This window comes from Streptomyces hyderabadensis (genome assembly GCF_020404845.1).
Lineage (GTDB): Bacteria > Actinomycetota > Actinomycetes > Streptomycetales > Streptomycetaceae > Streptomyces > Streptomyces hyderabadensis.
The window spans coordinates 1-22824 of sequence record NZ_JAIOJZ010000052.1; the positions used below are offsets into that span (position 1 = coordinate 1).

At 70.1% G+C, this 22824-nt stretch carries 27 protein-coding genes and 1 pseudogene; 24 read left to right on the top strand and 4 right to left on the bottom strand.

The features are described from left to right. The 18 genes and pseudogenes from K7854_RS30035 to truA form a co-directional block, all read left to right on the top strand. Nucleotides 1-177 (top strand): annotated as a pseudogene (locus K7854_RS30035) (50S ribosomal protein L5); the annotation flags it as partial. A gap of 5 nt (nucleotides 178-182) precedes the next feature. Then, on the top strand, nucleotides 183-368 hold the full coding sequence (locus tag K7854_RS30040) for a type Z 30S ribosomal protein S14 (protein WP_003948630.1): 186 nt from the start codon (nucleotides 183-185) through the stop codon (nucleotides 366-368). Nucleotides 369-577: 209 nt separating this feature from the next. Beyond that, nucleotides 578-976: a 30S ribosomal protein S8 gene (rpsH, locus tag K7854_RS30045; RefSeq protein ID WP_026248232.1), complete on the top strand. Its 399-nt coding sequence runs from the start codon at nucleotides 578-580 to the stop codon at nucleotides 974-976. Between the two features lie 24 nt (nucleotides 977-1000). After that, a complete protein-coding gene (gene rplF, locus K7854_RS30050; protein WP_165288014.1) occupies nucleotides 1001-1540 on the top strand; it encodes a 50S ribosomal protein L6 in 540 nt (179 codons plus the stop codon). Nucleotides 1541-1543: 3 nt separating this feature from the next. After that, a complete protein-coding gene (gene rplR, locus K7854_RS30055; protein WP_043381015.1) occupies nucleotides 1544-1927 on the top strand; it encodes a 50S ribosomal protein L18 in 384 nt (127 codons plus the stop codon). A gap of 43 nt (nucleotides 1928-1970) precedes the next feature. Beyond that, the gene (gene rpsE / locus K7854_RS30060) at nucleotides 1971-2576 is read left to right on the top strand and encodes a 30S ribosomal protein S5 (protein WP_003974251.1); all 606 of its coding nucleotides are present in this window, start codon (nucleotides 1971-1973) and stop codon (nucleotides 2574-2576) included. Between the two features lie 2 nt (nucleotides 2577-2578). Continuing rightward, the gene (gene rpmD / locus K7854_RS30065; protein ID WP_003974250.1) at nucleotides 2579-2761 is read left to right on the top strand and encodes a 50S ribosomal protein L30; all 183 of its coding nucleotides are present in this window, start codon (nucleotides 2579-2581) and stop codon (nucleotides 2759-2761) included. A 2-nt stretch (nucleotides 2762-2763) separates the two neighbouring features. After that, a complete protein-coding gene (gene rplO / locus K7854_RS30070) occupies nucleotides 2764-3219 on the top strand; it encodes a 50S ribosomal protein L15 (protein ID WP_023547373.1) in 456 nt (151 codons plus the stop codon). A 256-nt stretch (nucleotides 3220-3475) separates the two neighbouring features. Next, a complete protein-coding gene (gene secY / locus K7854_RS30075) occupies nucleotides 3476-4789 on the top strand; it encodes a preprotein translocase subunit SecY (RefSeq protein WP_226029705.1) in 1314 nt (437 codons plus the stop codon). Then, nucleotides 4789-5442 carry an adenylate kinase gene (locus K7854_RS30080; protein ID WP_226029706.1) on the top strand — a complete coding sequence of 218 codons (654 nt, stop codon included), beginning with the start codon at nucleotides 4789-4791 and terminating at the stop codon, nucleotides 5440-5442. Before secY ends, K7854_RS30080 begins: the two co-directional genes overlap by 1 nt. 165 nt (nucleotides 5443-5607) lie before the next feature. Beyond that, complete coding sequence (gene map, locus K7854_RS30085; RefSeq protein WP_226029707.1) at nucleotides 5608-6444, top strand: type I methionyl aminopeptidase; 837 nt, start codon at nucleotides 5608-5610, stop codon at nucleotides 6442-6444. A gap of 470 nt (nucleotides 6445-6914) precedes the next feature. After that, nucleotides 6915-7136, top strand: coding sequence for a translation initiation factor IF-1 (infA, locus tag K7854_RS30090; RefSeq protein WP_003948620.1), 222 nt, complete (start codon nucleotides 6915-6917; stop codon nucleotides 7134-7136). Nucleotides 7137-7204: 68 nt separating this feature from the next. Further along, nucleotides 7205-7318, top strand: a complete 114-nt coding sequence (gene rpmJ / locus K7854_RS30095) for a 50S ribosomal protein L36 (RefSeq protein WP_003974245.1) — start codon at nucleotides 7205-7207, stop codon at nucleotides 7316-7318. A gap of 188 nt (nucleotides 7319-7506) precedes the next feature. Next, complete coding sequence (gene rpsM, locus K7854_RS30100; RefSeq protein ID WP_004984507.1) at nucleotides 7507-7887, top strand: 30S ribosomal protein S13; 381 nt, start codon at nucleotides 7507-7509, stop codon at nucleotides 7885-7887. Nucleotides 7888-7953: 66 nt separating this feature from the next. Further along, nucleotides 7954-8358: a 30S ribosomal protein S11 gene (gene rpsK / locus K7854_RS30105; RefSeq protein WP_007443997.1), complete on the top strand. Its 405-nt coding sequence runs from the start codon at nucleotides 7954-7956 to the stop codon at nucleotides 8356-8358. 133 nt (nucleotides 8359-8491) lie between these two features. Then, nucleotides 8492-9514, top strand: coding sequence for a DNA-directed RNA polymerase subunit alpha (locus tag K7854_RS30110; RefSeq protein WP_003966937.1), 1023 nt, complete (start codon nucleotides 8492-8494; stop codon nucleotides 9512-9514). A 181-nt stretch (nucleotides 9515-9695) separates the two neighbouring features. Continuing rightward, the gene (gene rplQ / locus K7854_RS30115) at nucleotides 9696-10199 is read left to right on the top strand and encodes a 50S ribosomal protein L17 (protein ID WP_226029708.1); all 504 of its coding nucleotides are present in this window, start codon (nucleotides 9696-9698) and stop codon (nucleotides 10197-10199) included. A 143-nt stretch (nucleotides 10200-10342) separates the two neighbouring features. Beyond that, entirely contained in the window at nucleotides 10343-11197 is an 855-nt protein-coding gene (gene truA, locus K7854_RS30120; protein WP_226029709.1) for a tRNA pseudouridine(38-40) synthase TruA, read from the top strand. A 9-nt stretch (nucleotides 11198-11206) separates the two neighbouring features. Here the strand turns inward: truA and K7854_RS30125 are convergent, their stop codons facing one another. Next, on the bottom strand, nucleotides 11207-12115 hold the full coding sequence (locus K7854_RS30125) for a hypothetical protein (RefSeq protein WP_226029710.1): 909 nt from the start codon (nucleotides 12113-12115) through the stop codon (nucleotides 11207-11209). Nucleotides 12116-12189: 74 nt separating this feature from the next. Between K7854_RS30125 and K7854_RS30130 the strand changes: the two genes are divergently transcribed. The 4 genes from K7854_RS30130 (at nucleotide 12190) to glmM (ending at nucleotide 16193) form a co-directional block, all read left to right on the top strand. Further along, nucleotides 12190-13404: a glycosyltransferase family 87 protein gene (locus K7854_RS30130; protein WP_226029711.1), complete on the top strand. Its 1215-nt coding sequence runs from the start codon at nucleotides 12190-12192 to the stop codon at nucleotides 13402-13404. A 207-nt stretch (nucleotides 13405-13611) separates the two neighbouring features. Beyond that, nucleotides 13612-14055: a 50S ribosomal protein L13 gene (gene rplM / locus K7854_RS30135; RefSeq protein ID WP_064729367.1), complete on the top strand. Its 444-nt coding sequence runs from the start codon at nucleotides 13612-13614 to the stop codon at nucleotides 14053-14055. A 42-nt stretch (nucleotides 14056-14097) separates the two neighbouring features. Then, the gene (gene rpsI / locus K7854_RS30140; protein ID WP_052839842.1) at nucleotides 14098-14610 is read left to right on the top strand and encodes a 30S ribosomal protein S9; all 513 of its coding nucleotides are present in this window, start codon (nucleotides 14098-14100) and stop codon (nucleotides 14608-14610) included. A 224-nt stretch (nucleotides 14611-14834) separates the two neighbouring features. Continuing rightward, nucleotides 14835-16193, top strand: a complete 1359-nt coding sequence (gene glmM, locus K7854_RS30145) for a phosphoglucosamine mutase (RefSeq protein ID WP_226029712.1) — start codon at nucleotides 14835-14837, stop codon at nucleotides 16191-16193. Between the two features lie 128 nt (nucleotides 16194-16321). Here glmM and K7854_RS30150 read toward each other — a convergent pair whose 3' ends face one another. Together K7854_RS30150 and coaA are read right to left on the bottom strand one after the other, a co-directional pair. Continuing rightward, nucleotides 16322-17269 (bottom strand): DUF389 domain-containing protein, encoded by a 948-nt coding sequence (locus tag K7854_RS30150; RefSeq protein ID WP_226029713.1) that lies wholly within the window; start codon nucleotides 17267-17269, stop codon nucleotides 16322-16324. Nucleotides 17270-17304: 35 nt separating this feature from the next. Next, entirely contained in the window at nucleotides 17305-18294 is a 990-nt protein-coding gene (gene coaA, locus K7854_RS30155) for a type I pantothenate kinase (RefSeq protein WP_226029714.1), read from the bottom strand. Between the two features lie 224 nt (nucleotides 18295-18518). Between coaA and K7854_RS30160 the strand changes: the two genes are divergently transcribed. Together K7854_RS30160 and glmS are read left to right on the top strand one after the other, a co-directional pair. After that, a complete protein-coding gene (locus tag K7854_RS30160; RefSeq protein WP_226029715.1) occupies nucleotides 18519-19325 on the top strand; it encodes a hypothetical protein in 807 nt (268 codons plus the stop codon). Between the two features lie 110 nt (nucleotides 19326-19435). Next, nucleotides 19436-21286, top strand: a complete 1851-nt coding sequence (glmS, locus tag K7854_RS30165; RefSeq protein ID WP_226029716.1) for a glutamine--fructose-6-phosphate transaminase (isomerizing) — start codon at nucleotides 19436-19438, stop codon at nucleotides 21284-21286. 60 nt (nucleotides 21287-21346) lie between these two features. On the opposite strand, the gene K7854_RS30170 is transcribed toward glmS, so the two are convergent. Beyond that, nucleotides 21347-22807 carry an NAD(P)H-hydrate dehydratase gene (locus tag K7854_RS30170; RefSeq protein WP_226029717.1) on the bottom strand — a complete coding sequence of 487 codons (1461 nt, stop codon included), beginning with the start codon at nucleotides 22805-22807 and terminating at the stop codon, nucleotides 21347-21349. Between the last annotated feature and the right edge of the window lie 17 nt (nucleotides 22808-22824).

Below are 22824 nucleotides of genomic sequence, written 5' to 3' on the forward strand. Positions count from 1 at the left end.
GACGGCCGTGGCAACTACACCTTCGGTCTCACCGAGCAGGTCATGTTCCACGAGATCGACCAGGACAAGATCGACCGCACCCGGGGTATGGACATCACCGTGGTGACCACGGCGACCAACGACGCTGAGGGCCGCGCGCTCCTCCGTCACCTCGGCTTCCCCTTCAAGGAGGCGTGAGCGAGATGGCGAAGAAGGCTCTGATTGCCAAGGCTGCTCGCAAGCCCAAGTTCGGTGTCCGCGGCTACACGCGCTGCCAGCGCTGCGGCCGTCCGCACTCCGTCTACCGCAAGTTCGGCCTGTGCCGCGTGTGCCTTCGTGAGATGGCTCACCGTGGCGAGCTGCCGGGCGTGACCAAGAGCTCCTGGTAATCCGGTAATCCCGGGTTATTCAGACTCTCGGTAAGCATCTGGGTCGGCAGAAGCCCGCCCTCGCATGCCGTAGGCTTGCGGGGTTGGGCGTCTGCCGCCCGTACGACTTACTACGCCGTAGGTCCACCGCGCCGCACCCGTCCCGTCTCGGATCGGGGAGAGGGATGGCGCACCAGGAAACCCCGGCGAGAGAGGCCGAAGGCCAATTCATGACCATGACTGATCCGATCGCAGACATGCTTACGCGTCTGCGGAACGCGAACTCGGCGTACCACGACTCCGTGACGATGCCGGCGTCCAAGATCAAGTCTCACATCGCGGAGATCCTCCAGCAGGAGGGCTTCATCACGGGCTGGAAGACCGAGGACGCCGAGGTCGGCAAGAACCTCGTCCTCGAGCTGAAGTTCGGCCCGAACCGTGAGCGCTCCATCGCGGGCATCAAGCGGATCTCCAAGCCCGGTCTCCGGGTGTACGCGAAGTCCACCAACCTGCCCAAGGTGCTGGGCGGCCTCGGCGTGGCGATCATCTCCACGTCGCACGGGCTCCTCACCGACAAGCAGGCCGGCAAGAAGGGCGTAGGCGGAGAAGTCCTCGCCTACGTCTGGTAACGGAAGGGAACGGAGGAAACAGCTATGTCGCGCATCGGCAAGCTCCCCATCGCGGTTCCCGCCGGCGTGGACGTCACCATCGACGGCCGTACGGTCTCGGTCAAGGGCCCCAAGGGCACGCTGACCCACACCGTCGTGGCGCCGATCGACATCGCCAAGGGTGAGGACGGCGTGCTGAACGTCACCCGCCCCAACGACGAGCGTCAGAGCAAGGCCCTGCACGGCCTGTCCCGCACGCTGGTGGCGAACATGATCACCGGCGTGACCCAGGGTTACGTGAAGAAGCTCGAGATCAGCGGTGTCGGTTACCGAGTGATCGCCAAGGGTTCGAACCTGGAGTTCTCCCTCGGCTACAGCCACCCGATCCTGGTCGAGGCCCCCGAGGGCATCACCTTCAAGGTGGAGAACCCGACCCACTTCTCGGTCGAGGGCATCGACAAGCAGAAGGTCGGCGAGGTTGCGGCCAACATCCGCAAGCTGCGCAAGCCCGACCCGTACAAGGCCAAGGGCGTCAAGTACGAGGGCGAAGTCATCCGCCGCAAGGTCGGAAAGGCGGGTAAGTAAGCCATGGCATACGGACAGAAGATCCTCAAGGGCGACGCCTACAAGCGCGCCGCGATCAAGCGCCGCCACATCCGGATTCGCAAGAATCTCTCGGGTACGGCGGAGCGTCCCCGTCTGGTCGTTACCCGTTCGAACCGCCACATCGTGGCCCAGGTGATCGACGACCTCAAGGGTCACACCCTTGCGTCGGCGTCCACCCTGGACAGCTCGATCCGTGGCGGCGAGGCCGACAAGTCGGCGCAGGCCAAGCAGGTCGGCGCCCTGGTCGCCGAGCGCGCCAAGGCCGCCGGTGTCGAGGCCGTCGTGTTCGACCGTGGTGGCAACCAGTACGCCGGGCGCATCGCCGCCCTGGCGGACGCCGCCCGCGAAGCCGGTCTGAAGTTCTGAGCCGGTTCCGTATCGCTAGCGGAAACAGAGAGAGGTAATTCCAATGGCTGGACCCCAGCGCCGCGGCAGCGGTGCCGGTGGCGGCGAGCGGCGGGACCGGAAGGGCCGTGACGGTGGCGCAGGTGCCGCCGAGAAGACCGCTTACGTTGAGCGCGTCGTCGCGATCAACCGCGTCGCCAAGGTTGTGAAGGGTGGTCGTCGCTTCAGCTTCACCGCGCTGGTCGTGGTGGGCGACGGTGACGGCACCGTGGGTGTCGGATACGGCAAGGCCAAGGAGGTGCCGGCCGCCATCGCCAAGGGCGTTGAGGAGGCCAAGAAGCACTTCTTCAAGGTCCCCCGCATCCAGGGCACCATCCCGCACCCCATCCAGGGTGAGAAGGCGGCCGGCGTCGTGCTGCTCAAGCCCGCGTCGCCCGGTACCGGTGTTATCGCCGGTGGTCCGGTGCGCGCCGTGCTCGAGTGCGCCGGCATCCACGACGTGCTGTCGAAGTCGCTCGGCTCCGACAACCAGATCAACATCGTGCACGCGACCGTGGAGGCCCTCAAGGGCCTGCAGCGTCCCGAGGAGATCGCGGCCCGCCGCGGTCTGCCGCTCGAGGACGTCGCCCCCGCGGCCCTTCTCCGTGCGCGTGCCGGGGCGGGTGCGTAATCATGGCGCAGCTCAAGATTACGCAGGTCAAGTCCTACATCGGCAGCAAGCAGAACCACCGTGACACCCTGCGCTCCCTCGGTCTCAAGGGGATCAACACGCAGGTCGTCAAGGAGGACCGCCCCGAGTTCCGCGGCATGGTGCACACCGTCCGCCACCTCGTGACGGTCGAGGAGGTCGACTGATCATGGCGGAGCAGAACCCGCTCAAGATCCACAACCTCCGTCCCGCCCCCGGCGCCAAGACCGCCAAGACCCGTGTCGGTCGTGGTGAGGCGTCGAAGGGTAAGACGGCCGGTCGTGGTACGAAGGGTACGAAGGCCCGTTACCAGGTTCCGGAGCGCTTCGAGGGTGGCCAGATGCCCCTCCACATGCGCCTTCCGAAGCTGAAGGGCTTCAAGAACCCGTTCAAGACCGAGTTCCAGGTCGTGAACCTCGACAAGCTGGCCGCGCTGTACCCCGAGGGTGGCGAGGTCACCGTCGAGGGCCTGGTGGCCAAGGGTGCCGTTCGCAAGAACAGCCTCGTCAAGGTCCTCGGCCAGGGCGAGATCTCCGTGGCGCTGCAGGTGACGGTCGACGCCGTCTCCGGCTCCGCCAAGGAGAAGATCACCGCCGCCGGCGGTACCGTCACCGAGCTCGTCTGAACTACTCGGGCGTGTCGATGACATGAGCGATCCCGACCGGGGATGCCCCACAAAAGGGGTATCCCCGGTTGGTCGTTCCAAGGGGAGTGCTCCCGCCGGTAAGGTGGCCTGCGCTGCCCTCTTTCACGGGTGCGTCACATGAGGCACTCTTGGCGGCGGTTCAGCGTTACTCCCTTAGCCGTCCACTTATCAGTCGTCAGTCGAACCTCAAGACCGTCACCCTTGACGCAGTAGCGCGGGGGTCGCAGGAGGCACCGTGCTCACCGCGTTCGCCCGGGCGTTCAAGACGCCCGACCTGCGCAAGAAGCTGCTCTTCACGCTCGGCATCATCGTGGTGTACCGCCTCGGTACCCACATCCCCATTCCCGGTGTCGACTACAAGAACGTCCAGGAGTGCGTGGACCAGGCGTCCGGCAACCAGGGCCTCTTCGGCCTGGTCAACATGTTCAGCGGTGGCGCCCTGCTGCAGATCACGGTCTTCGCGCTCGGCATCATGCCGTACATCACGGCGAGCATCATTCTGCAGCTGCTGACCGTCGTGATCCCGCGCCTGGAAGCCCTCAAGAAGGAGGGCCAGGCGGGTACGGCGAAGATCACGCAGTACACCCGCTACCTGACCGTCGCGCTCGCCATCCTGCAGGGCACCGGCCTGGTGGCCACCGCCCGCAGCGGCGCCCTCTTCTCCGGCTGCACCGTCGCCGGTCAGATCGTCCCCGACCAGGCGATCTTCACCACCGTCGTCATGGTCATCTGCATGACCGCCGGTACCTGCGTCGTCATGTGGCTCGGCGAGCTGATCACCGACCGCGGCATCGGCAACGGCATGTCGATCCTGATGTTCATCTCGATCGCCGCGACCTTCCCCTCCGCCCTGTGGGCCATCAAGAAGCAGGGCGACCTGGCGGGCGGCTGGATCGAGTTCGGCACCGTCATCCTCGTCGGCCTGGTGATGGTCGGCCTGGTGGTCTTCGTGGAGCAGGCCCAGCGCCGCATCCCGGTGCAGTACGCGAAGCGGATGATCGGCCGCCGCTCCTACGGCGGCACCTCGACGTACATCCCGCTCAAGGTGAACCAGGCGGGCGTCATCCCCGTCATCTTCGCCTCGTCGCTGCTCTACATCCCGGCGCTGATCGTCCAGTTCTCCGGGTCGACCGCGGGCTGGGCCACCTGGATCCAGAAGAACCTCGCGGACACCGCGGCGACGCCGCACATCATCCTGTACTTCTTCCTGATCGTGTTCTTCGCCTTCTTCTACGTGGCCATCTCGTTCAACCCCGAGGAAGTCGCGGACAACATGAAGAAGTATGGTGGCTTCATCCCGGGCATCCGGGCTGGCCGACCGACCGCTGAGTATCTGAGCTACGTACTCAACCGGATCACCTGGCCGGGTTCGCTGTACTTGGGTCTGATCGCTCTCGTCCCGACAATGGCGTTGGCTGGTTTCGGGGCAAACCAGAACTTCCCGTTCGGTGGCACCAGCATCCTGATCATCGTGGGTGTCGGTCTCGAGACGGTGAAGCAGATCGAGAGCCAGCTCCAGCAGCGCAATTACGAAGGGTTCCTCCGCTGATGCGAATCGTCCTCGTCGGGCCTCCGGGTGCCGGAAAGGGAACGCAGGCCACCCGCCTTGCCGAGACGCTGCACATTCCGCACATCTCCACGGGCGACCTGTTCCGCGCGAACATCAGCCAGCAGACCGAACTGGGCAAGCTCGCGAAGTCCTACATGGACGCCGGCAATCTCGTGCCGGACGAGGTCACCATCGCCATGGCGAAGGACCGCATGGAGCAGCCCGACGCCGAGGGCGGCTTCCTGCTGGACGGCTTCCCGCGCAACGTCTCCCAGGCCGAGGCGCTGGACGAGCTGCTCGAGACCGAGGACATGAAGCTCGACGCGGTGCTGGACCTGGAGGCCCCCGAGGACGAGGTCGTCAAGCGCATCGCCGGCCGCCGGGTCTGCCGCAACGACTCGGCCCACGTCTTCCACGTGACGTACACCCCGCCGAAGAAGGAAGGCGTCTGCGACATCTGCGGCGGCGAGCTGTACCAGCGGGACGACGACTCCGAGGAGACGGTCCGCAAGCGGCTGGAGGTCTACCACACGCAGACCGAGCCGATCATCGACTACTACAAGTCGCAGGGCCTGGTCGCCACCATCGCCGCGACGGGACCCGTGGACGAGGTCACCCGCCGCGCGCTGGAGGCGCTCAAGCGCGACCAGTAGTCGCGCCCCACGCAGTACGCCGCCCGCTCGCCGCAGCCGCGGTCCCTCGCCCGGGGCCGCGGCTGTGCTGTGGGGTGGGCGCGGCTCCGCCCCGTATCGTGGGAACCGTTGCCCTTCCCGTCCCTCCCCGCCGGTCCCGTCCCGTCCAGAAAGGCCGCAGCCCCCATGGTGCAGATCAAGAACCCCGAGCAGATCGCCAAGATGCGCGAAGCGGGGCTGGTCGTCGCCGCCATCCACGCGGCCACCCGTGAGGCCGCCGTGCCCGGCGCGACCACCAGGGACCTGGACCAGGTCGCCCGCAAGGTCCTCGCGGAGCACGACGCCAAGCCGAACTTCCTCGGCTACGGCGGCTTCCCCGCCACCATCTGCACCTCGGTCAACGAGGTCGTCGTCCACGGCATCCCGTCCGACGAGGTGGTCCTCAAGGACGGCGACATCATCTCCATCGACTGCGGCGCGATCATCGACGGCTGGCACGGCGACGCCGCCTACACGGCCTTCGTCGGCTCCGGTCACTCCCCGGAGCTGGTCGAGCTGTCCCGGGTGACCGAGGAGTCGATGTGGGCGGGCATCGCGGCCATGAAGCAGGGCAACCGCCTGGTGGACGTCTCCCGCGCCATCGAGACCTACATCCGCCGCCAGCCCAAGCCCGGCGGCGGCAAGTACGGGATCATCGAGGACTACGGCGGCCACGGCATCGGCACCGAGATGCACATGGACCCGCACCTGCTGAACTACGTCGACCGGCGCCGCGGCAAGGGCCCCAAGCTCGTCCCCGGCTTCTGCCTCGCCATCGAGCCGATGGTCTCCCTCGGCACCCCCCGCACCGAGGTCCTGTCGGACGACTGGACCGTCATCACCACGGACGGCACCTGGTCCTCCCACTGGGAGCACTCGGTGGCCCTGACCGAGCAGGGCCCGCTGGTCCTGACGGCCCCCGACGGCGGCAAGGCGAAGCTGGCCGAGCTGGGGATCACGGCGGCGCCGGACCCGCTGGCGTGACTCCGGTCCGTACCCGCTTTCGCCGGTCGGAGGCCGGCGCAGCCGCTCGAAGCCTGTGAGGCGCCCCTGGCGCCGAGCCTGCGAGAGGGGCGTGGGGGAGCGGTCGGCGGCAAGGCGAAGCTGGCGGAGTTGGGGATCACGGCGGCGCCGGACCCGCTGGCGTGACTCCGGTCCGCACCTGCTTCCGCCGGTCGGAGGCCGGCGCAGCCGCTCGAAGCCTGTGAGGCGCCCCTGGCGCCGAGCCCGCGAGAGGGGCGTGGGGGAGCGGTCGGCGGCAAGGCGAAGCTGGCCGAGCTGGGGATCACGGCGGCGCCGGGCCCCCTTGCATAACGATCTCGCATCCGGGGCAGACTTTCTCGTTTCGCCTTTCCGGGTCTGCTGACGTAGACTGACTCGTCGGCTCACGTGTGCCCGCATGTCGTGCGGGGTGCAGGTGAGTCGATCAAGGTAGTCGATTCGAAGGGCGAAGCGTGGCCAAGAAGCAAGGTGCCATCGAGATCGAGGGCACTGTCGTCGAGTCTCTTCCGAACGCCATGTTCAAGGTCGAGCTCCAGAACGGCCACCAGGTCCTGGCACACATCAGCGGCAAGATGCGCATGCACTACATCCGCATCCTCCCTGACGACCGGGTCGTGGTGGAGCTGTCTCCGTACGACCTGACGCGTGGCCGGATCGTCTACCGGTACAAGTAGATCTTGCCCACGTCCCGCGTGCCCCGCGCGCGGGTCCGCCGGCAACTGACCCGGAGAACCTCACACCCATGAAGGTCAAGCCGAGCGTCAAGAAGATCTGCGACAAGTGCAGGGTGATCCGCCGTCACGGTCGGGTCATGGTCATCTGCGACAACCCGCGCCACAAGCAGCGCCAGGGCTGACGCCTGACCGTTCCCTCCGCGATTCGCATGACTTCGCGCGACGCGAGCTGAACATGTTCATACGCAGGACCCGGACGAGCGATCGTCCGACACCCCCGGCTCGGAGGCCGGGGACCCGATCCGTACCTCATACGGCGGCCGGGGACCGGTTCTGTGGAAGACCTCCGACAACCAACTGGAGCCATTGAATGGCACGCGTTTCCGGTGTTGACATCCCGCGCGAAAAGCGCGTGGAGATCGCCCTCACCTACGTGTTCGGCATCGGCCGGACCCTCTCGCAGCAGACGCTCGCCGCCACCGGCGTGGACCCGAACACCCGTGTCCGGGACCTCTCCGAGGAGCAGCTCGTCGCGATCCGCGAGTACGTCGACAACAACATCAAGACCGAGGGTGACCTCCGTCGCGAGATCCAGGCCGACATCCGCCGCAAGGTCGAGATCGGCACCTACCAGGGTCTCCGTCACCGTCGCGGTCTGCCCGTCCGCGGTCAGCGCACCAGCACCAACGCTCGCACCCGCAAGGGCCCGCGTCGCGCCATCGCCGGCAAGAAGAAGCCGGGCAAGAAGTAGTCCGCAGCGGACTCGCCGTCCAGCGGTCTTCGCTGTAGGACCGACCACCTCCCGTAGGAGAACGACATGCCCCCCAAGGGACGTCAGGGCGCGACCAAGAAGGTGCGCCGCAAGGAAAAGAAGAACGTCGCTCACGGCCACGCGCACATCAAGAGCACGTTCAACAACACGATCGTGTCCATCACGGACCCGACCGGCAACGTGATCTCCTGGGCCTCCGCCGGCCACGTCGGCTTCAAGGGCTCCCGGAAGTCCACGCCGTTCGCCGCGCAGATGGCCGCCGAGTCGGCTGCCCGCCGCGCGCAGGAGCACGGCATGCGCAAGGTCGACGTCTTCGTCAAGGGCCCGGGTTCCGGTCGTGAGACCGCCATCCGCTCCCTGCAGGCGACCGGCCTCGAGGTCGGCTCCATCCAGGACGTCACGCCCACCCCGCACAACGGCTGCCGTCCGCCGAAGCGTCGCCGCGTCTGACCCTCGCGGTCGTTCAGGCCTCGCTTCACCAGGGTTTTCCGGGCGGTACGGCTCTTTCGGGTCGTATCGCCCGTACCCTTGCAGTACTAGTCGGGCGTCAAATAGCGGGCGCCCCTGACTGAAGGATCACCACATGCTGATCGCTCAGCGTCCCTCGTTGACCGAAGAGGTCGTCGACGAGTTCCGCTCCCGGTTCGTCATCGAGCCGCTGGAGCCGGGCTTCGGCTACACCCTCGGCAACTCCCTGCGCCGGACCCTCCTGTCCTCGATCCCGGGTGCGGCGGTCACGTCCATCCGCATCGACGGTGTCCTGCACGAGTTCACCACCGTGCCGGGCGTCAAGGAGGACGTCACCGACCTGATCCTCAACATCAAGCAGCTGGTCGTCTCCTCGGAGCACGACGAGCCGGTCGTGATGTACCTGCGCAAGCAGGGCCCGGGTCTGGTCACCGCCGCCGACATCGCGCCCCCGGCCGGTGTCGAGGTGCACAACCCCGACCTCGTCCTCGCCACGCTCAACGGCAAGGGCAAGCTGGAGATGGAGCTGACCGTCGAGCGCGGTCGCGGCTACGTCTCCGCCGTGCAGAACAAGCAGGTCGGTCAGGAGATCGGGCGCATCCCGGTCGACTCGATCTACTCGCCGGTCCTCAAGGTCACGTACAAGGTCGAGGCCACGCGTGTCGAGCAGCGCACCGACTTCGACAAGCTGATCGTCGACGTCGAGACCAAGCAGGCCATGCGGCCGCGTGACGCCATGGCGTCGGCGGGCAAGACCCTGGTCGAGCTGTTCGGTCTCGCCCGCGAGCTGAACATCGACGCCGAGGGCATCGACATGGGTCCGTCCCCGACGGACGCCGCGCTCGCCGCCGACCTGGCTCTTCCGATCGAGGAGCTGGAGCTGACCGTCCGGTCGTACAACTGCCTCAAGCGCGAGGGCATCCACTCCGTGGGTGAGCTGGTCGCCCGCTCCGAGGCGGACCTGCTGGACATCCGCAACTTCGGTGCGAAGTCCATCGACGAGGTCAAGGCGAAGCTCGCGGGTATGGGCCTCGCGCTCAAGGACTCGCCTCCCGGGTTCGACCCGACCGCCGCCGCCGATGCCTTCGGCGCCGACGACGACGCGGACGCCGGGTTCGTGGAGACCGAGCAGTACTGAGAGATCGGGCCAGCCGGTCCGTTCTCGGGTGCGGGTGCGCTGTGGCTTGTCGCGCAGTTCCCCGCGCCCCTTCCGGAGACGCCCCTTCGGGGCAGTCTCCGGATCTCTGACAGACAACCGTCTGCTCAGATACTGACCCCGGTACCTGATACGGCCGGGGCAGACACCTAGGAGAAACACCATGCCGAAGCCCACCAAGGGTGCCCGTCTGGGCGGCAGTGCCGCGCACGAGAAGCTGCTCCTCGCGAACCTGGCGAAGAGCCTCTTCGAGCACGGCCGGATCACCACCACCGAGGCGAAGGCGCGCAAGCTGCGTCCGTACGCCGAGCGTCTGGTCACCAAGGCGAAGAAGGGCGACCTTCACAACCGCCGTCAGGTGCTCCAGGTGATCACGGACAAGAGCGTCGTCCACACGCTCTTCACCGAGATCGGCCCGCGCTACGAGAACCGTCCCGGTGGCTACACCCGGATCACCAAGATCGGTAACCGCCGTGGCGACAACGCGCCCATGGCCGTCATCGAGCTGGTCGAGGCGCTGACCGTGGCGCAGCAGGCCACGGGCGAGGCCGAGGCCGCGACGAAGCGTGCCGCCAAGGACGCGGAGGGCTCCGCCGAGGCTGCCGAGGCCAAGGTCGACACGACCAAGGCCGACGAGGCTCCCGCCGAGGAGTCCAAGGACGCGTAAGCGTTCTGCCGGGTGGCTGTGTGAGTGCGGCTGCGGCCTTCGCCGTGGCCGGTCGCGCAGTTCCCCGCGCCCCTTGAGGGTGTTTGCGGGTCCGTTCCTTTTCAGGGGCGGGCCCGCTTTCGTGTGGGTGAGAGGATTCCTGGGTGAGTGACGAAGTTGAGGCCGGGTTCGTGCGGGTGCGGCTGGATCTCTCGTACGACGGGAGCGAGTTCTCCGGGTGGGCCAAGCAGGCCGGGGGGCGGCGGACCGTGCAGGGGGAGATCGAGGACGCGCTGCGGACCGTGACGCGGTCGCGGGAGACGTACGAGCTGACCGTGGCCGGGCGGACCGACGCCGGTGTGCACGCCCGGGGTCAGGTCGCCCATGTCGACCTGCCGCGCGAGGTGTGGGCCGAGCACCACGTGAAGCTGCTCAAACGGCTCGCCGGGCGGCTGCCGAGGGACGTGCGGGTGTGGGCGCTCAGGGAGGCGCCGAGCGGCTTCAACGCGCGGTTCTCGGCGGTCTGGCGGCGCTACGCCTACCGGGTCACCGACAACCCCGGCGGCGTCGACCCGCTGCTGCGCGGACACGTCCTGTGGCACGACTGGCCGCTCGACGTGGACGCCATGAACGAGGCCGCCCGGGGGCTGCTGGGCGAGCACGACTTCGCCGCCTACTGCAAGAAGCGGGAGGGGGCGACCACCATCCGGACGCTGCAGGAGCTGAGCCTGGTGCGGGGCGAGGACGGGATCGTCACCGCCACCGTGCGGGCCGACGCCTTCTGCCACAACATGGTGCGCTCGCTGATCGGCGCGCTGCTGTTCGTCGGCGACGGGCACCGCGGCCCGGACTGGCCGGCGAAGGTGCTGGCCGCGGGCGTGCGGGACTCCGCCGTGCACGTGGTGCGGCCGCACGGGCTGACGCTGGAGGAGGTCGGTTACCCGGCCGACGAGCTGCTGGCGGCCCGGAACAAGGAGGCGCGCAACAAGCGGTCGCTGCCGGGGGCCGGCTGCTGCTGAGCGGGAGCGTCAGCCCTCCGCCGCCGCCGACGCCTGGGCCTCACCGCGCCGGCGGATCTGCCGGAAGGCGAACTCCGCCAGGTCGTCACCGGCCCGGAACACACCGGTGGACTTCTCCGTGACGTCCTTGCCGTCGGTGAACCCGGCGACGGTGAAGTAGGCGTAGCGGCCGTAGGAGTTGGTGGTGGAGCGGCAGACGGCGCCGGTGCAGAAGGACTTCACGCCGCCGCCGGACACCGAGCGCACGATGCTCTTCTTGTCGGCGTCCTTCTTCGCCTTCGTGGCCTGCGCCTCGGTGTCGAAGACGGCCACGCCGACCGTCACGGCCGTGTCGCCCTCGGTGTAGGTGACGCGGATCAGGCGCGTGCACCCGTTGGCGTCGAGGACCTTCGGCAGGGTGCCCTGGGCGGCGGAGCCGCAGGTGCGGGTGTCGGCCGTCGGGCCCTTCTTGTAGACCGTCTCGCCCATGGTCAGCTGGGTCCCGGGGAAGAGCAGGTCCGGGCTGAGCGGGGCCTTGTCCTTCTTGACGCTGGAGACGAAGTCCTTCGGGTCCAGCGGGGGCGGGGCGCTGGTCGGGGCGAAGGACGGCTCGGTCGCCGTCGAGCTGGGTATGTCCGCCGTCGACGGGAGCTGCCCGGAGGGGCCGTCGGAGGCCTGGCCGGAACCGTTCGCCGAGACCACGGCCAGGGCGACGGCGCCGGCTATCGCCACGGTGGCCAGCGCGCCGCCGCCGATGAAGAGCAGCCGCCGCCGCTTGGCACGGGCCTCGGAGGCCTCGGCGAGGGCGGCCCAGTCCGGGGTGTTGTCACTGTTCCCGCTGTTCCAGGGCTGCTGCGACTGCTGCGGTTGCGGCTGCTGCTGCGATTGCGGTGTCCAGGGATCCCACTGCGACTGAGGTCCCCCCTGCCCAAAGCTCATGGGGCGCATCTTAGACGGGCCGAAGGGCGTGCTGGTGCGGGGACTTGGGGCCCGCAGGGCCTAGCGTTCCGTTCATGCGGACGGGCAAAAGCGACATCTCCGGGTGGTTGGTGCGACCGGCGGGACGGCATCCGTGGGCGGTGCTCGTGACGGTGCTGGCGGCGTCCGCCGTGCACGCGGCGCGGACGGTCCCGGACGGCGGGATGGACAACGCGATCGTCGTGCGGGCCGCCCGCACCTGGCTGGCCGGCGGTTCCCCCTACGACGACCCGCACTTCCTCTACCTGCCGAGCGCCGTCCTGGCCGCCGTGCCGCAGGCGCTGCTGCCCGGGGCGGTGCTGCGGGTGCTGGTGCCGGGCGCGGTGACGGTACTGCTGGCCCTGGCCTGGGCCTGCGCGCTGCGGCTGCACCGGGTGCCGCTGGGCAGCCGGCTCGCGGTCCTCGGGCTGACCGGGCTGGCGCTGGGCTTCGCGCCGTTCGGGCACCTGGTGCGGCTCGGCAACTGGACGGTGACGGCGACGGTGGCGCTGCCGCTGGCCCTGCTGCTGGCGAGCCGGGGGCGCTGGACGGGTGCCGGGGTCGTCATCGGGGCGGCCGTGGCGCTCAAGCCGCTGCTCGCGCCGGTCGTCCTGCTCTTCCTCTTCGCCGGGCGGTGGCGCGCCCTGGCCGCCGCCGTCCTGGTGCCCGCGCTGGCCTCCGCCGCGGCGGCGCTGGCGATGCCCGACCCCGCGGGCTTCTTCACCCGCACCCTGCCCTTCCTGCTGCACGGCGACGACGGCTTCGTCCGGCTCTACGAGGCGTCCCCGGCGGCCGTGCTGCCCCGGCTCGGGGTGCCGCCGGCGCTCGCGCAGGGGCTCGCGGTCGCGGCGGCCTCGGCCGGGGTGCTGTGCGCGTACCGGCGCTGGCGGCGCGCCGACCCCGGTCCGCTGCGGCTCGCGGAGACCGGCGCCGGGCTGATGCTCTCGGCGTTCCTGGTCTCCCGGCCGTCCTACGACCACTACCTCCTGGTCGCCCTGCCGCTGCTGCTCGCCGGGCTGCCGTACGCCGGGTCGGTGGCCCGCGGGGCGTGGTTCTGGATCGCCCTGGTGCCCCAGGCACCCGGTCTGACCTGGCCCTGGCTGGAGGGGGAGCGGCGGCGGGCGTTCCGGGACGCGTTCACGCTGGGTGTGCTGGCGGTGACGGTCGCCCGGCAGGCGCTGACCCCCCGGAACGGTCCGGCGGGCGCCGGGGAACGGGTACCGCCGGGGCGGGCGCCGGAGCCGGACCGGGCCCCCGCGGCCCCGTTTTGACCCGGCCGCCGGGGCCCGGGTATTCTGCACAGCTGTATGTGTATTGGCTTGCTCATTCTCACGTGAGGGGCCCTTACACCGGTCCACCGGGACCGATGACCAGCGACCTGCACGCGGTATGCGTCACCGCGGTGCGGTCAAGGCTGTCGTGATCGTCTTCGGTGACCATGTCAGGACCACTCACTGAAGAAGCGAAGGCTACGAACCGTGCGTACGTACAGCCCCAAGCCCGGCGATGTGACGCGCCAGTGGCACGTCATCGACGCTCAGGACGTCGTCCTGGGACGTCTGGCCACCACTGCGGCCTCCATCCTGCGCGGCAAGCACAAGCCGATCTACGCGCCCCACGTCGACACCGGTGACTTCGTCATCATCATCAACGCCGACAAGGTGCACCTCTCCGGCAACAAGCGGACCCAGAAGATGGCGTACCGCCACTCCGGCTACCCCGGCGGTCTGCGCTCCGTCCGCTACGACGAGCTGCTCGACAAGAACCCGGAGAAGGCCATCGAGAAGGCCGTCAAGGGCATGCTCCCGAAGAACTCCCTGGGCCGTCAGATGCTCTCGAAGCTGAAGGTCTACAAGGGTGACCAGCACCCGCACGGCGCGCAGCAGCCGCAGCCGTTCGAGATCACCCAGGTCGCGCAGTAAGTCCGGCCACCCCCTAAGACTGAAGAGAATCTGAGGAGCATCGTGGCCGAGACCACTGCCGAGCAGCCGCTCGAAGAGATCGACATCGACAGCTACACCACCGAGTCCGAGGTCCCCGTCGAGGGCGAGTACACCTCGGAGTCCATGGCCTCCGCCTTCGGCGAGCCCCAGCCGGCCGCCGGCCTGGGCCGCCGCAAGAACGCCATCGCCCGCGTCCGGATCGTCCCGGGCACCGGCAAGTGGAAGATCAACGGCCGCACCCTCGAGGACTACTTCCCGAACAAGGTGCACCAGCAGGAAGTCAACGAGCCCTTCAAGGTGCTCGAGCTGGAAGGCCGTTACGACATCATCGCCCGCATCGCCGGTGGCGGTGTCTCCGGCCAGGCCGGCGCGCTCCGTCTCGGTGTCGCCCGCGCCCTGAACGAGGCCGACGTGGACAACAACCGCGGCGCCCTCAAGAAGGCCGGCTTCCTGCGCCGCGACGACCGCGCGGTCGAGCGGAAGAAGGCCGGTCTGAAGAAGGCCCGCAAGGCTCCGCAGTACAGCAAGCGCTAAGTCGTACCGGCTGGTCCGGCTGTACTCCGAACGCCCCGGCGGCACGCCACTGTGCTGCCGGGGCATTCGTTTATCCCTGCCGTTGGGCGTATAACGGCACAAGACGTTCTAAGGCTTATGTGATCGTTGGTCGGGCGCTGCGTGCCCGGGTCTTCGGGAGCCGACTGCGTGGGCCGCACTCACCGGCAGCCGCTCCCGGAATTGACGTTTCCTCAGGAGGACAAGTGGGACGACTCTTCGGCACGGACGGCGTGCGCGGTGTCGCCAACGCGGATCTGACGGCCGAGCTGGCGCTGGGCCTCTCCGTCGCCGCGGCGCACGTACTGGCCGAGGCGGGCACCTTCGCCGGGCACCGGGCGACCGCGGTGGTCGGCCGGGACCCACGCGCCTCCGGGGAGTTCCTGGAGGCCGCGGTGGTCGCGGGCCTGGCCAGCGCCGGGGTGGACGTGCTGCGGGTCGGCGTGCTGCCGACGCCCGCGGTGGCCCACCTCACCGGCGCGCTCGGCGCCGACCTCGGCGTGATGCTCTCCGCCAGCCACAACGCCATGCCCGACAACGGCATCAAGTTCTTCGCCCGCGGCGGCCACAAGCTCGCCGACGAGCTGGAGGACCGCATCGAGGCCGTCTACGCCGAGCACCGCACCGGCGCCCCCTGGGACCGCCCGACCGGCGCCGGCGTCGGCCGGGTCCGGGACTACGACGAGGGGCTCGACCAGTACGTCGCCCACCTCGTCGGCGTGCTCCCCAACCGCCTCGACGGACTGAAGATCGTCCTCGACGAGGCGCACGGCGCGGCCTCCCGGGTCTCTCCGGAGGCCTTCGCGCGGGCCGGTGCCGAACTGGTCACCATCGGCGCGGTGCCCGACGGCCTCAACATCAACGACGGCTGCGGCTCCACCCACCTCGACCTGCTCAAGGCCGCCGTCGTCGAGCACGGCGCCGACCTCGGCATCGCACACGACGGCGACGCCGACCGCTGCCTGGCCGTGGACCACACCGGTGCGGAGGTCGACGGCGACCAGATCCTCGCCGTGCTCTCCCTGGCGATGCGGGAGCGGGACGCGCTGCGCGCGGACACCGTCGTCGCCACCGTCATGTCCAACCTGGGCTTCAAACTGGCCATGGAGCGCGAGGGCATCCGGTTCGTGCAGACCGGCGTCGGCGACCGGTACGTGCTGGAGGAGATGAAGGAGCACGGCTACGCCCTCGGCGGCGAGCAGTCCGGGCACGTCATCATCCTCGACCACGCCACCACCGGCGACGGCACGCTGACCGGCCTGATGCTGGCGGCGCGGGTCGCGCAGACCGGCCGTACGCTGCGGGACCTCGCGTCCGTGATGGAGCGGCTGCCGCAGGTGCTGGTCAATGTGCCGGACGTGGACAAGTCGCGGGTGAGTACCTCTGCCGAGCTGGCCGCAGCGGTGTCCGAGGCGGAGCGGGAGCTGGGCAGCACCGGGCGAGTGCTGTTGCGTCCCTCCGGGACGGAGCCGCTGGTGCGCGTGATGGTGGAGGCGGCCGATATCGAGCAGGCTCGGGCTGTGGCGGGGCGGTTGGCGGATTCGGTGAAGTCCGCGCTGGGGTAGTTTTCGGTGCCGGGTTCGGGGTGGGGGGTGCTGTGTGATGCGGGCTGCGGGTTCGTTGTGGCTGGTCGCGCAGTTCCCCGCGCCCCTTCAGGGCATGACCCCGCTCTGCGTCGGAAGGTGATGCCCCCTCAGGGCGCGTCCGGCTTCGTCAGTCGTGAGCGCTGGGTTGACCACAACGCCTTCTGGGCCAGCAGCGTGAGGGTTCCGGCGACCACGATTCCTGCCAGGTTGAGGAGGAGTTGTTCGGTGGAGCCCACCGTCTGGTCGGTGTCGCCGAAGCTCAGGGCGACGGCGGCGTTCGCGGCCGCCGGCACCGTGGTGACCGAGATGGCGACGCCGACCAGGGCGCCGGACTTCGCCGAGGTCAGGGACAGGGTGCCCGCGATGCCGGCGAGGACCGCCACCACGAAGGAGAAGGCGTCGGGGGCGTAGACGAAGCCGGTGTTGGGCCGGTCGCCCTCCAGCTTGCCCTCGCTGAACAGGTCGAGGGCGGCCATGATCCAGCTGAAGCCCACCGTCACCGCCATCGCCACGGCGAAGCCCACCAGCAGGGCGATCGCCGAGCGCAGGGCCAGGCGCGGGGCGCGCTGGACGGCCGCCGTGCAGATGCCGGCGAGCGGGCCGAACTCCGGGCCGACCGCCATCGCGCCCACGATCAGGATCGCGTTGTCGAGGACGACACCGCAGGCCGCGATCATCGTGGCGAGCGTGATGAAGGCGACGTAGGTGATGGAGAGGGTCGACTCCTCGTGCGTCGCCTCCTCCAGCTGCTCCCACAGCACCGCGTCGGCCGCCTCGCCGGGCGCGTCCCGCTCGGCCTGGTCGGCGCGCTCCGAGAGCGACAGGTCGATGTTCTCGGCGGTGATGGCGCCGCAGCTGTCGATGCCCAACGCCCGCAGGCCGTTGATGAGTTCGTCACCGGCCTCGCGGGCCACGTCGCACATCACGACGTCGCCCTCGGGTTCGCGGGCGGCGCCCGGCAGGACGACGAGATGGGTGGTGCCGACCGTACGGTCGATCAGGCGGACCACCTCGTCGGTGCGGTCGGCCGGGGTGATCAGGCGCAGATGCAGCATCCGGTATTTCTACCGCGCCGCCCGCCCCGCCCGCCTCACAGCTTGCGCAGGCTCAGGCGCTGCACCTTGTGGTCGGGGCCCTTGCGCAGCACCAGGGTGGCCCGGCCCCGGGTGGGGGCCACGTTCTCCACCAGGTTGGGCTGGTTGATGGTGCGCCAGGTGGTGCGGGCGTAGTCCAGGGCCTCCTCCTCCGACACCTGGGTGTACTTGCGGAAGTACGAGGACGGGTTCTGGAAGGCGGTCGCGCGCAGCTTGCGGAAGCGGTTGAGGTACCAGCGTTCGATGTCCTCGGTGCGTGCGTCGACGTACACGCTGAAGTCGAAGTAGTCGGCGAGTCCGACCCTGGTGCGGCCGTCCTTGCCGGGCAGCGCGGGCTGGAGCACGTTGAGGCCCTCGACGATCAGGATGTCGGGGCGGCGGACGACGAGCCGCTGGTCCGGGACGATGTCGTAGATCAGGTGGGAGTAGACCGGGGCGGTCACCTCCGCCTTGCCCGCCTTGATGTCGGCGACGAACCGGGTCAGCGCCCGGCGGTCGTAGGACTCGGGGAAACCTTTCCGCGACATCAGGCCGCGCGCCTCCAGCTCCCGGGTGGGCAGCAGGAAGCCGTCGGTGGTGACCAGCTCCACGCGCGGGTGCTCGGGCCAGCGGGACAGCAGTGCCTGGAGCAGGCGGGCGACGGTGGACTTGCCGACCGCCACCGAACCCGCGACCCCTATGACGAAGGGGGTGCCGGACTGGGAGCCCTGCTCGCCGAGGAAGGTGTTCAGCGCGCCGCGCAGTCCGTCGGTGGCGCCGACGTAGAGGTTGAGGAGCCGGGACAGCGGGAGGTAGATGTCCCGCACCTCGTCGAGGTCGATGACGTCGCCGAGGCCGCGCAGCCGCTCGACCTCCTCGGCGGTCAGCGGCAGCGGCGTCTTGTCGCGCAGCGCGCTCCACTCGGGGCGGGTGAGGTCGACGTAGGGAGTCGCCTCCGGCCGGGACCGGTGGGCGCTCCGGGGAATCGAGGGGACCGGAGAGATCACAGTCCATTGTTAACGGAGTACGAACCGGGCGGCAGGTGGGCTGTGTCACGTCCGGTCGAGATCACGGTCGGATCTCGGACGGCCGGTTATCGATCGTGCGTGCGATTGCCGTAGGTATGGTGCGGGCAAAGTCGACCGGATCTCATCACCGGCCCCGACGTGAGCCGACAGATTCCGACGCGAGTCGGCATCCCCCCGAAGTGAACCGACGAAAGAGTGCTGCCGTGAGTTCGACCGCTGTCCGCCGTACCGCCCTCGCGGCCTCCGCCGCCGCCCTGGCCCTGCTCGTCACCGCCTGCGGCGGGTCGTCCGACGACGACTCCGCGGCCGGTGACGACAAGGCGAAGGCGGAGCGGTCCGCCCCGGCGGAGGGCGCCGGCGAGTCCGCGCCGGCGGGCAAGGCGCTGACCGCCGCCGAACTGGAGAAGGTCGCCCTGGCCCAGGCCGACGTCAAGAGCGGCGAGGTCGCCACCGAACTGTCGGCGGACGACCAGGTGGCCAAGGACCAGATCTCGGCGGACGACAAGGCGTGCCTGCCGCTCGTGTACGTCCAGGGCGCGGTGGCCCAGGGCGAGCCGGCGGCGGACGTGCAACGCTCCTGGCAGGGCCAGACGGAGTCGCCCTCCGAGAGCAAGGGCCCGGACGGCCAGGACATGACCGACATCGACGTGAACAAGATCCTGCTGAACGTCGCCTCCTACGCGGACGGCGGCGCCGAGGAGGCGATGGCGGGCCTGAAGGCGGCCGTCGAGAAGTGCGCCGGCGGCTTCGACGCCACCGCGGGCGGCGACAAGATGCGGGTCACCGAGGTGAGCGGCGGGGACGCCCCCAAGGGCGGGGACGAGGGGCTCGCCGTCAACATCGGTGTGGCCACCGGCGGGGACAAGAGCGGGCTCATGAAGCTCGTCGTGGTCCGCAAGGGAGCCACCCTCGCCACCTTCAGCGCGGTCAACCTCTCCTCGATGATGACCGGCGCGGAGTTCGAGGTCCCCGCCGACGTCGTCGACGCGCAGGTCGCCAAGCTCGGCTGACGCACGGAGCGCGGACGGCGTTCGTACCCCGGTGGGAATTTCCGATTTCGGGCACGTGAGGCCCGCTGAGCGGCCGCCGCGAGGTCGATCCTGCTCGTAGGCTGCCGCTTATGTGCGGAATCGTGGGATACGTAGGGTCTCAGTCGGCACTCGATGTCGTGATGGCCGGACTGAAGCGGCTCGAATACCGGGGATACGACTCGGCGGGCGTCGCCGTGCTCGCGGACGGCGGCCTCGCCACCGCCAAGCGGGCCGGCAAGCTCGTCAACCTCGACAAGGAACTGTCCGAACACCCGCTGCCGTCCGCCGCCACCGGCATCGGCCACACCCGCTGGGCCACCCACGGCGGCCCCACCGACGCCAACGCCCACCCGCACCTCGACAACGCGGGCCGGGTGGCCGTGGTCCACAACGGCATCATCGAGAACTTCGCGCCGCTGCGGGCCGAGCTGGCCGAGCGCGGCCACGAACTGCCCTCCGAGACCGACACCGAGGTCGTCGCCCACCTGCTCGCCGAGGAGTACTCGGCCTGCGCCGACCTGGCCGAGGCGATGCGGCTGGTGTGCCGGCGGCTGGAGGGCGCGTTCACCCTGGTCGCGGTGCACGCGGACGCGCCGGACGTGGTGGTCGGCGCGCGCCGCAACTCGCCGCTGGTGGTGGGCGTGGGGGAGGGCGAGTACTTCCTCGCCTCGGACGTCGCGGCCTTCATCGCGCACACCCGGGACGCCGTCGAGCTGGGCCAGGACCAGGTCGTGGAACTGCGCCGGGACGAGGGCGTCAGCGTCACCGCCTTCGACGGCACCCCGGCCGACGTCCGCTCCTACCACGTCGACTGGGACGCCTCGGCCGCCGAGAAGGCCGGCTACGCCTCCTTCATGCTCAAGGAGATCGCCGAGCAGCCGAAGGCCGTCGCCGACACCCTGCTCGGCCGCGTCGACGGCTCCGGCACGCTGAGCCTGGACGAGGTGCGCATCCCCGCCGGGGTGCTCCGGGAGGTCGACAAGGTCGTCGTCGTCGCCTGCGGTACCGCCTACCACGCCGGTCTGATCGCCAAGTACGCCATCGAGCACTGGACGCGGATCCCCTGCGAGGTGGAACTGGCCAGCGAGTTCCGCTACCGCGACCCGATCCTCGACCAGCAGACCCTGGTCGTCGCCATCTCCCAGTCCGGCGAGACCATGGACACCCTGATGGCCCTGCGCCACGCCCGCGAGCAGGGCGCCCGGGTCCTGGCGATCTGCAACACCAACGGCTCGACGATCCCCCGCGAGTCCGACGCCGTGCTCTACACCCACGCGGGCCCGGAGGTCGCCGTCGCCTCCACCAAGGCCTTCCTCACCCAACTGGTCGCCTGCTACCTGGTCGCCCTGTACCTGGGCCAGGTGCGCGGCACCAAGTACGGCGACGAGATCGGCGACGTCGTCCGCGACCTGTCCGGCATCTCCGGGGCGGTCGAACGGGTCCTCGGGACCATGGACCCGGTGCGCGAGCTGGCCCGCTCCCTCGCCCACAAGAACACGGTGCTCTTCCTCGGCCGGCACGTCGGCCACCCCGTCGCCCTCGAAGGCGCCCTCAAGCTCAAGGAGCTGGCGTACATGCACGCCGAGGGTTTCGCGGCGGGCGAGCTGAAGCACGGGCCGATCGCGCTGATCGAGGAGGACCTGCCGGTGGTGGTCGTGGTGCCCTCGCCGCGCGGCCGCTCGATCCTGCACGACAAGATCGTGTCCAACATCCAGGAGATCCGCGCCCGCGGGGCCCGCACCATCGTCATCGCCGAGGAGGGCGACGAGGCGGTCGTGCCCTACGCCGACCACCTCGTCCGGGTCCCGGCCACCCCGACGCTGCTGCAACCCCTGGTGGCCACGGTGCCGTTGCAGGTCTTCGCCTGCGAACTGGCGACGGCCCGCGGCAACGAGGTGGACCAGCCGCGAAACCTGGCCAAGTCGGTGACGGTGGAGTAGCAACCCCGACGCGGGTCCCCGCGCCGGCCGCACCGGGCAGCGCGGCGGCCCGGGGCCCGCTCAGTTCCCCCGTACGTCCCGCCAGGCCCGCGGGATCGCGTCCGACACGTCGTGGGCGCCCGCCGGTGCTCCGTCCGCCGCGAAGCGGCCCGCCAGGCCGTGGAGGTACGCGGCCGCGCTCCCCGCGTCCAGCGCCGACAGGCCCGCCGCCAGCAGTGACCCCGCCAGGCCGGACAGCACGTCCCCGCTCCCGGCCGTGGCCAGCCACGAGGTGCCCGTCGCGTTGACCCGGACCGGGCCGCCCTTCGCACTGGCCACCAGTGTCGTCGAGCCCTTCAGCAGCACCGTCGCCCCGTACCGCGCCGCCAGTTCGCGCACCGAGGCCAGCCGGGCGCCCTCGACCTCCTCCCGGGCCACCCCGAGCAGCGCCGCCGCCTCCCCGGCGTGCGGGGTCATCAGCGTCGGCGCCGTGCGCGCCCGTACCGCGTCCGCGTCGGCCAGCCGCAGGCCGTCCGCGTCGATCAGCACCGGCACCTCGGCCGCCAGCACCTGAGCCACCGTCGCCGCGTCGTCACCGGCGCCCGGCCCGACCACCCAGGCCTGGACCCGCCCCGCCCGCTTCGGCCCCTGGTCGGACACGAGCGTCTCCGGGTAGCGGGCGATCACCGCGTCCCCGGCCGGGCCGACGTACCGCACCGCCCCGGCCCCGCCCCGCAGCGCGCCCGCGACGGCCAGCACGGCCGCGCCGGGGTAGCGGGCCGACCCGGCGGCGATGCCCACCACCCCGCGCCGGTACTTGTCGCTCTCGGCCGCCGGGACCGGCAGCAGCCGTGCCACGTCCGCGTGCTGCAACGCCTCCAGTTCCGCCCCTTCGCGCGGCAGGGGCAGGCCGATGTCGACCAGCCGCACCGCACCCGCGTACTCCCGCGCCGGATCGATCAGCAGCCCCGGCTTGTGCGTCCCGAACGTCACCGTCAGGTCGGCCCGCACCACGTCCCCCGGGACCTGGCCGGTGTCCGCGTCGACGCCGCTCGGCAGGTCGACGGCGACCACGGCGGCCCGGGACCGCGCGGCCGCGTCCGCCAGCGGTACGGCCTCCTCCCGCAGCCCGCCCTTGCCGCCGATCCCGACGATGCCGTCGAGGACCAGGTCGGCCCGCGCGATCCGGTCCGACGCCGCCGCGGAGGCCGCCCGGGCGTCCAGCGTCCGGCCGCCGGCCCGGCGCAGCGCCGCCAGCCCGCCGCCGTGCGCCCGTTCCGGCGCGAGCAGCACCGCCGTCACGCCCGCGCCCCGCCGGGCCAGCCGCGCGCCCGCGTACAGGGCGTCGCCGCCGTTGTCGCCGCTGCCGACCAGCAGCACCACCCGGCTGCCGTAGACCCGCCCGGCCACCCGGACCAGCACCTGGGCGCAGGCGGCGGCAAGACCGGCCGCGGCCCGTTGCATCAGCGCCCCCTCCGGCAGCCGTGCCATCAGCTCCCGTTCGGCGTTCCTGACCGTTTCCACGCTGTACGCAGTCCGCATGCCGTCGAGTCTTCCCC

Excerpts from the sequence above, each read along its gene's own strand:
- rpsH (WP_026248232.1), top strand. The coding sequence starts at position 578 with ATGACCATGACTGATCCGATCGCAGACATGCTTACGCGTCTGCGGAAC.
- rplF (WP_165288014.1), top strand. The coding sequence starts at position 1,001 with ATGTCGCGCATCGGCAAGCTCCCCATCGCGGTTCCCGCCGGCGTGGAC.
- map (WP_226029707.1), top strand. The coding sequence starts at position 5,608 with ATGGTGCAGATCAAGAACCCCGAGCAGATCGCCAAGATGCGCGAAGCG.
- K7854_RS30040 (WP_003948630.1), top strand. The coding sequence starts at position 183 with ATGGCGAAGAAGGCTCTGATTGCCAAGGCTGCTCGCAAGCCCAAGTTC.
- K7854_RS30110 (WP_003966937.1), top strand. The coding sequence starts at position 8,492 with ATGCTGATCGCTCAGCGTCCCTCGTTGACCGAAGAGGTCGTCGACGAG.
- K7854_RS30170 (WP_226029717.1), bottom strand. The coding sequence starts at position 22,807 with ATGCGGACTGCGTACAGCGTGGAAACGGTCAGGAACGCCGAACGGGAG.
- rpsK (WP_007443997.1), top strand. The coding sequence starts at position 7,954 with ATGCCCCCCAAGGGACGTCAGGGCGCGACCAAGAAGGTGCGCCGCAAG.
- rplR (WP_043381015.1), top strand. The coding sequence starts at position 1,544 with ATGGCATACGGACAGAAGATCCTCAAGGGCGACGCCTACAAGCGCGCC.
- K7854_RS30125 (WP_226029710.1), bottom strand. The coding sequence starts at position 12,115 with ATGAGCTTTGGGCAGGGGGGACCTCAGTCGCAGTGGGATCCCTGGACA.
- K7854_RS30150 (WP_226029713.1), bottom strand. The coding sequence starts at position 17,269 with ATGCTGCATCTGCGCCTGATCACCCCGGCCGACCGCACCGACGAGGTG.
- rplQ (WP_226029708.1), top strand. The coding sequence starts at position 9,696 with ATGCCGAAGCCCACCAAGGGTGCCCGTCTGGGCGGCAGTGCCGCGCAC.
- rpsM (WP_004984507.1), top strand. The coding sequence starts at position 7,507 with ATGGCACGCGTTTCCGGTGTTGACATCCCGCGCGAAAAGCGCGTGGAG.
- rplO (WP_023547373.1), top strand. The coding sequence starts at position 2,764 with ATGGCGGAGCAGAACCCGCTCAAGATCCACAACCTCCGTCCCGCCCCC.
- K7854_RS30080 (WP_226029706.1), top strand. The coding sequence starts at position 4,789 with ATGCGAATCGTCCTCGTCGGGCCTCCGGGTGCCGGAAAGGGAACGCAG.
- rpsE (WP_003974251.1), top strand. The coding sequence starts at position 1,971 with ATGGCTGGACCCCAGCGCCGCGGCAGCGGTGCCGGTGGCGGCGAGCGG.
- rpmD (WP_003974250.1), top strand. The coding sequence starts at position 2,579 with ATGGCGCAGCTCAAGATTACGCAGGTCAAGTCCTACATCGGCAGCAAG.
- glmS (WP_226029716.1), top strand. The coding sequence starts at position 19,436 with ATGTGCGGAATCGTGGGATACGTAGGGTCTCAGTCGGCACTCGATGTC.
- rpmJ (WP_003974245.1), top strand. The coding sequence starts at position 7,205 with ATGAAGGTCAAGCCGAGCGTCAAGAAGATCTGCGACAAGTGCAGGGTG.
- K7854_RS30130 (WP_226029711.1), top strand. The coding sequence starts at position 12,190 with ATGCGGACGGGCAAAAGCGACATCTCCGGGTGGTTGGTGCGACCGGCG.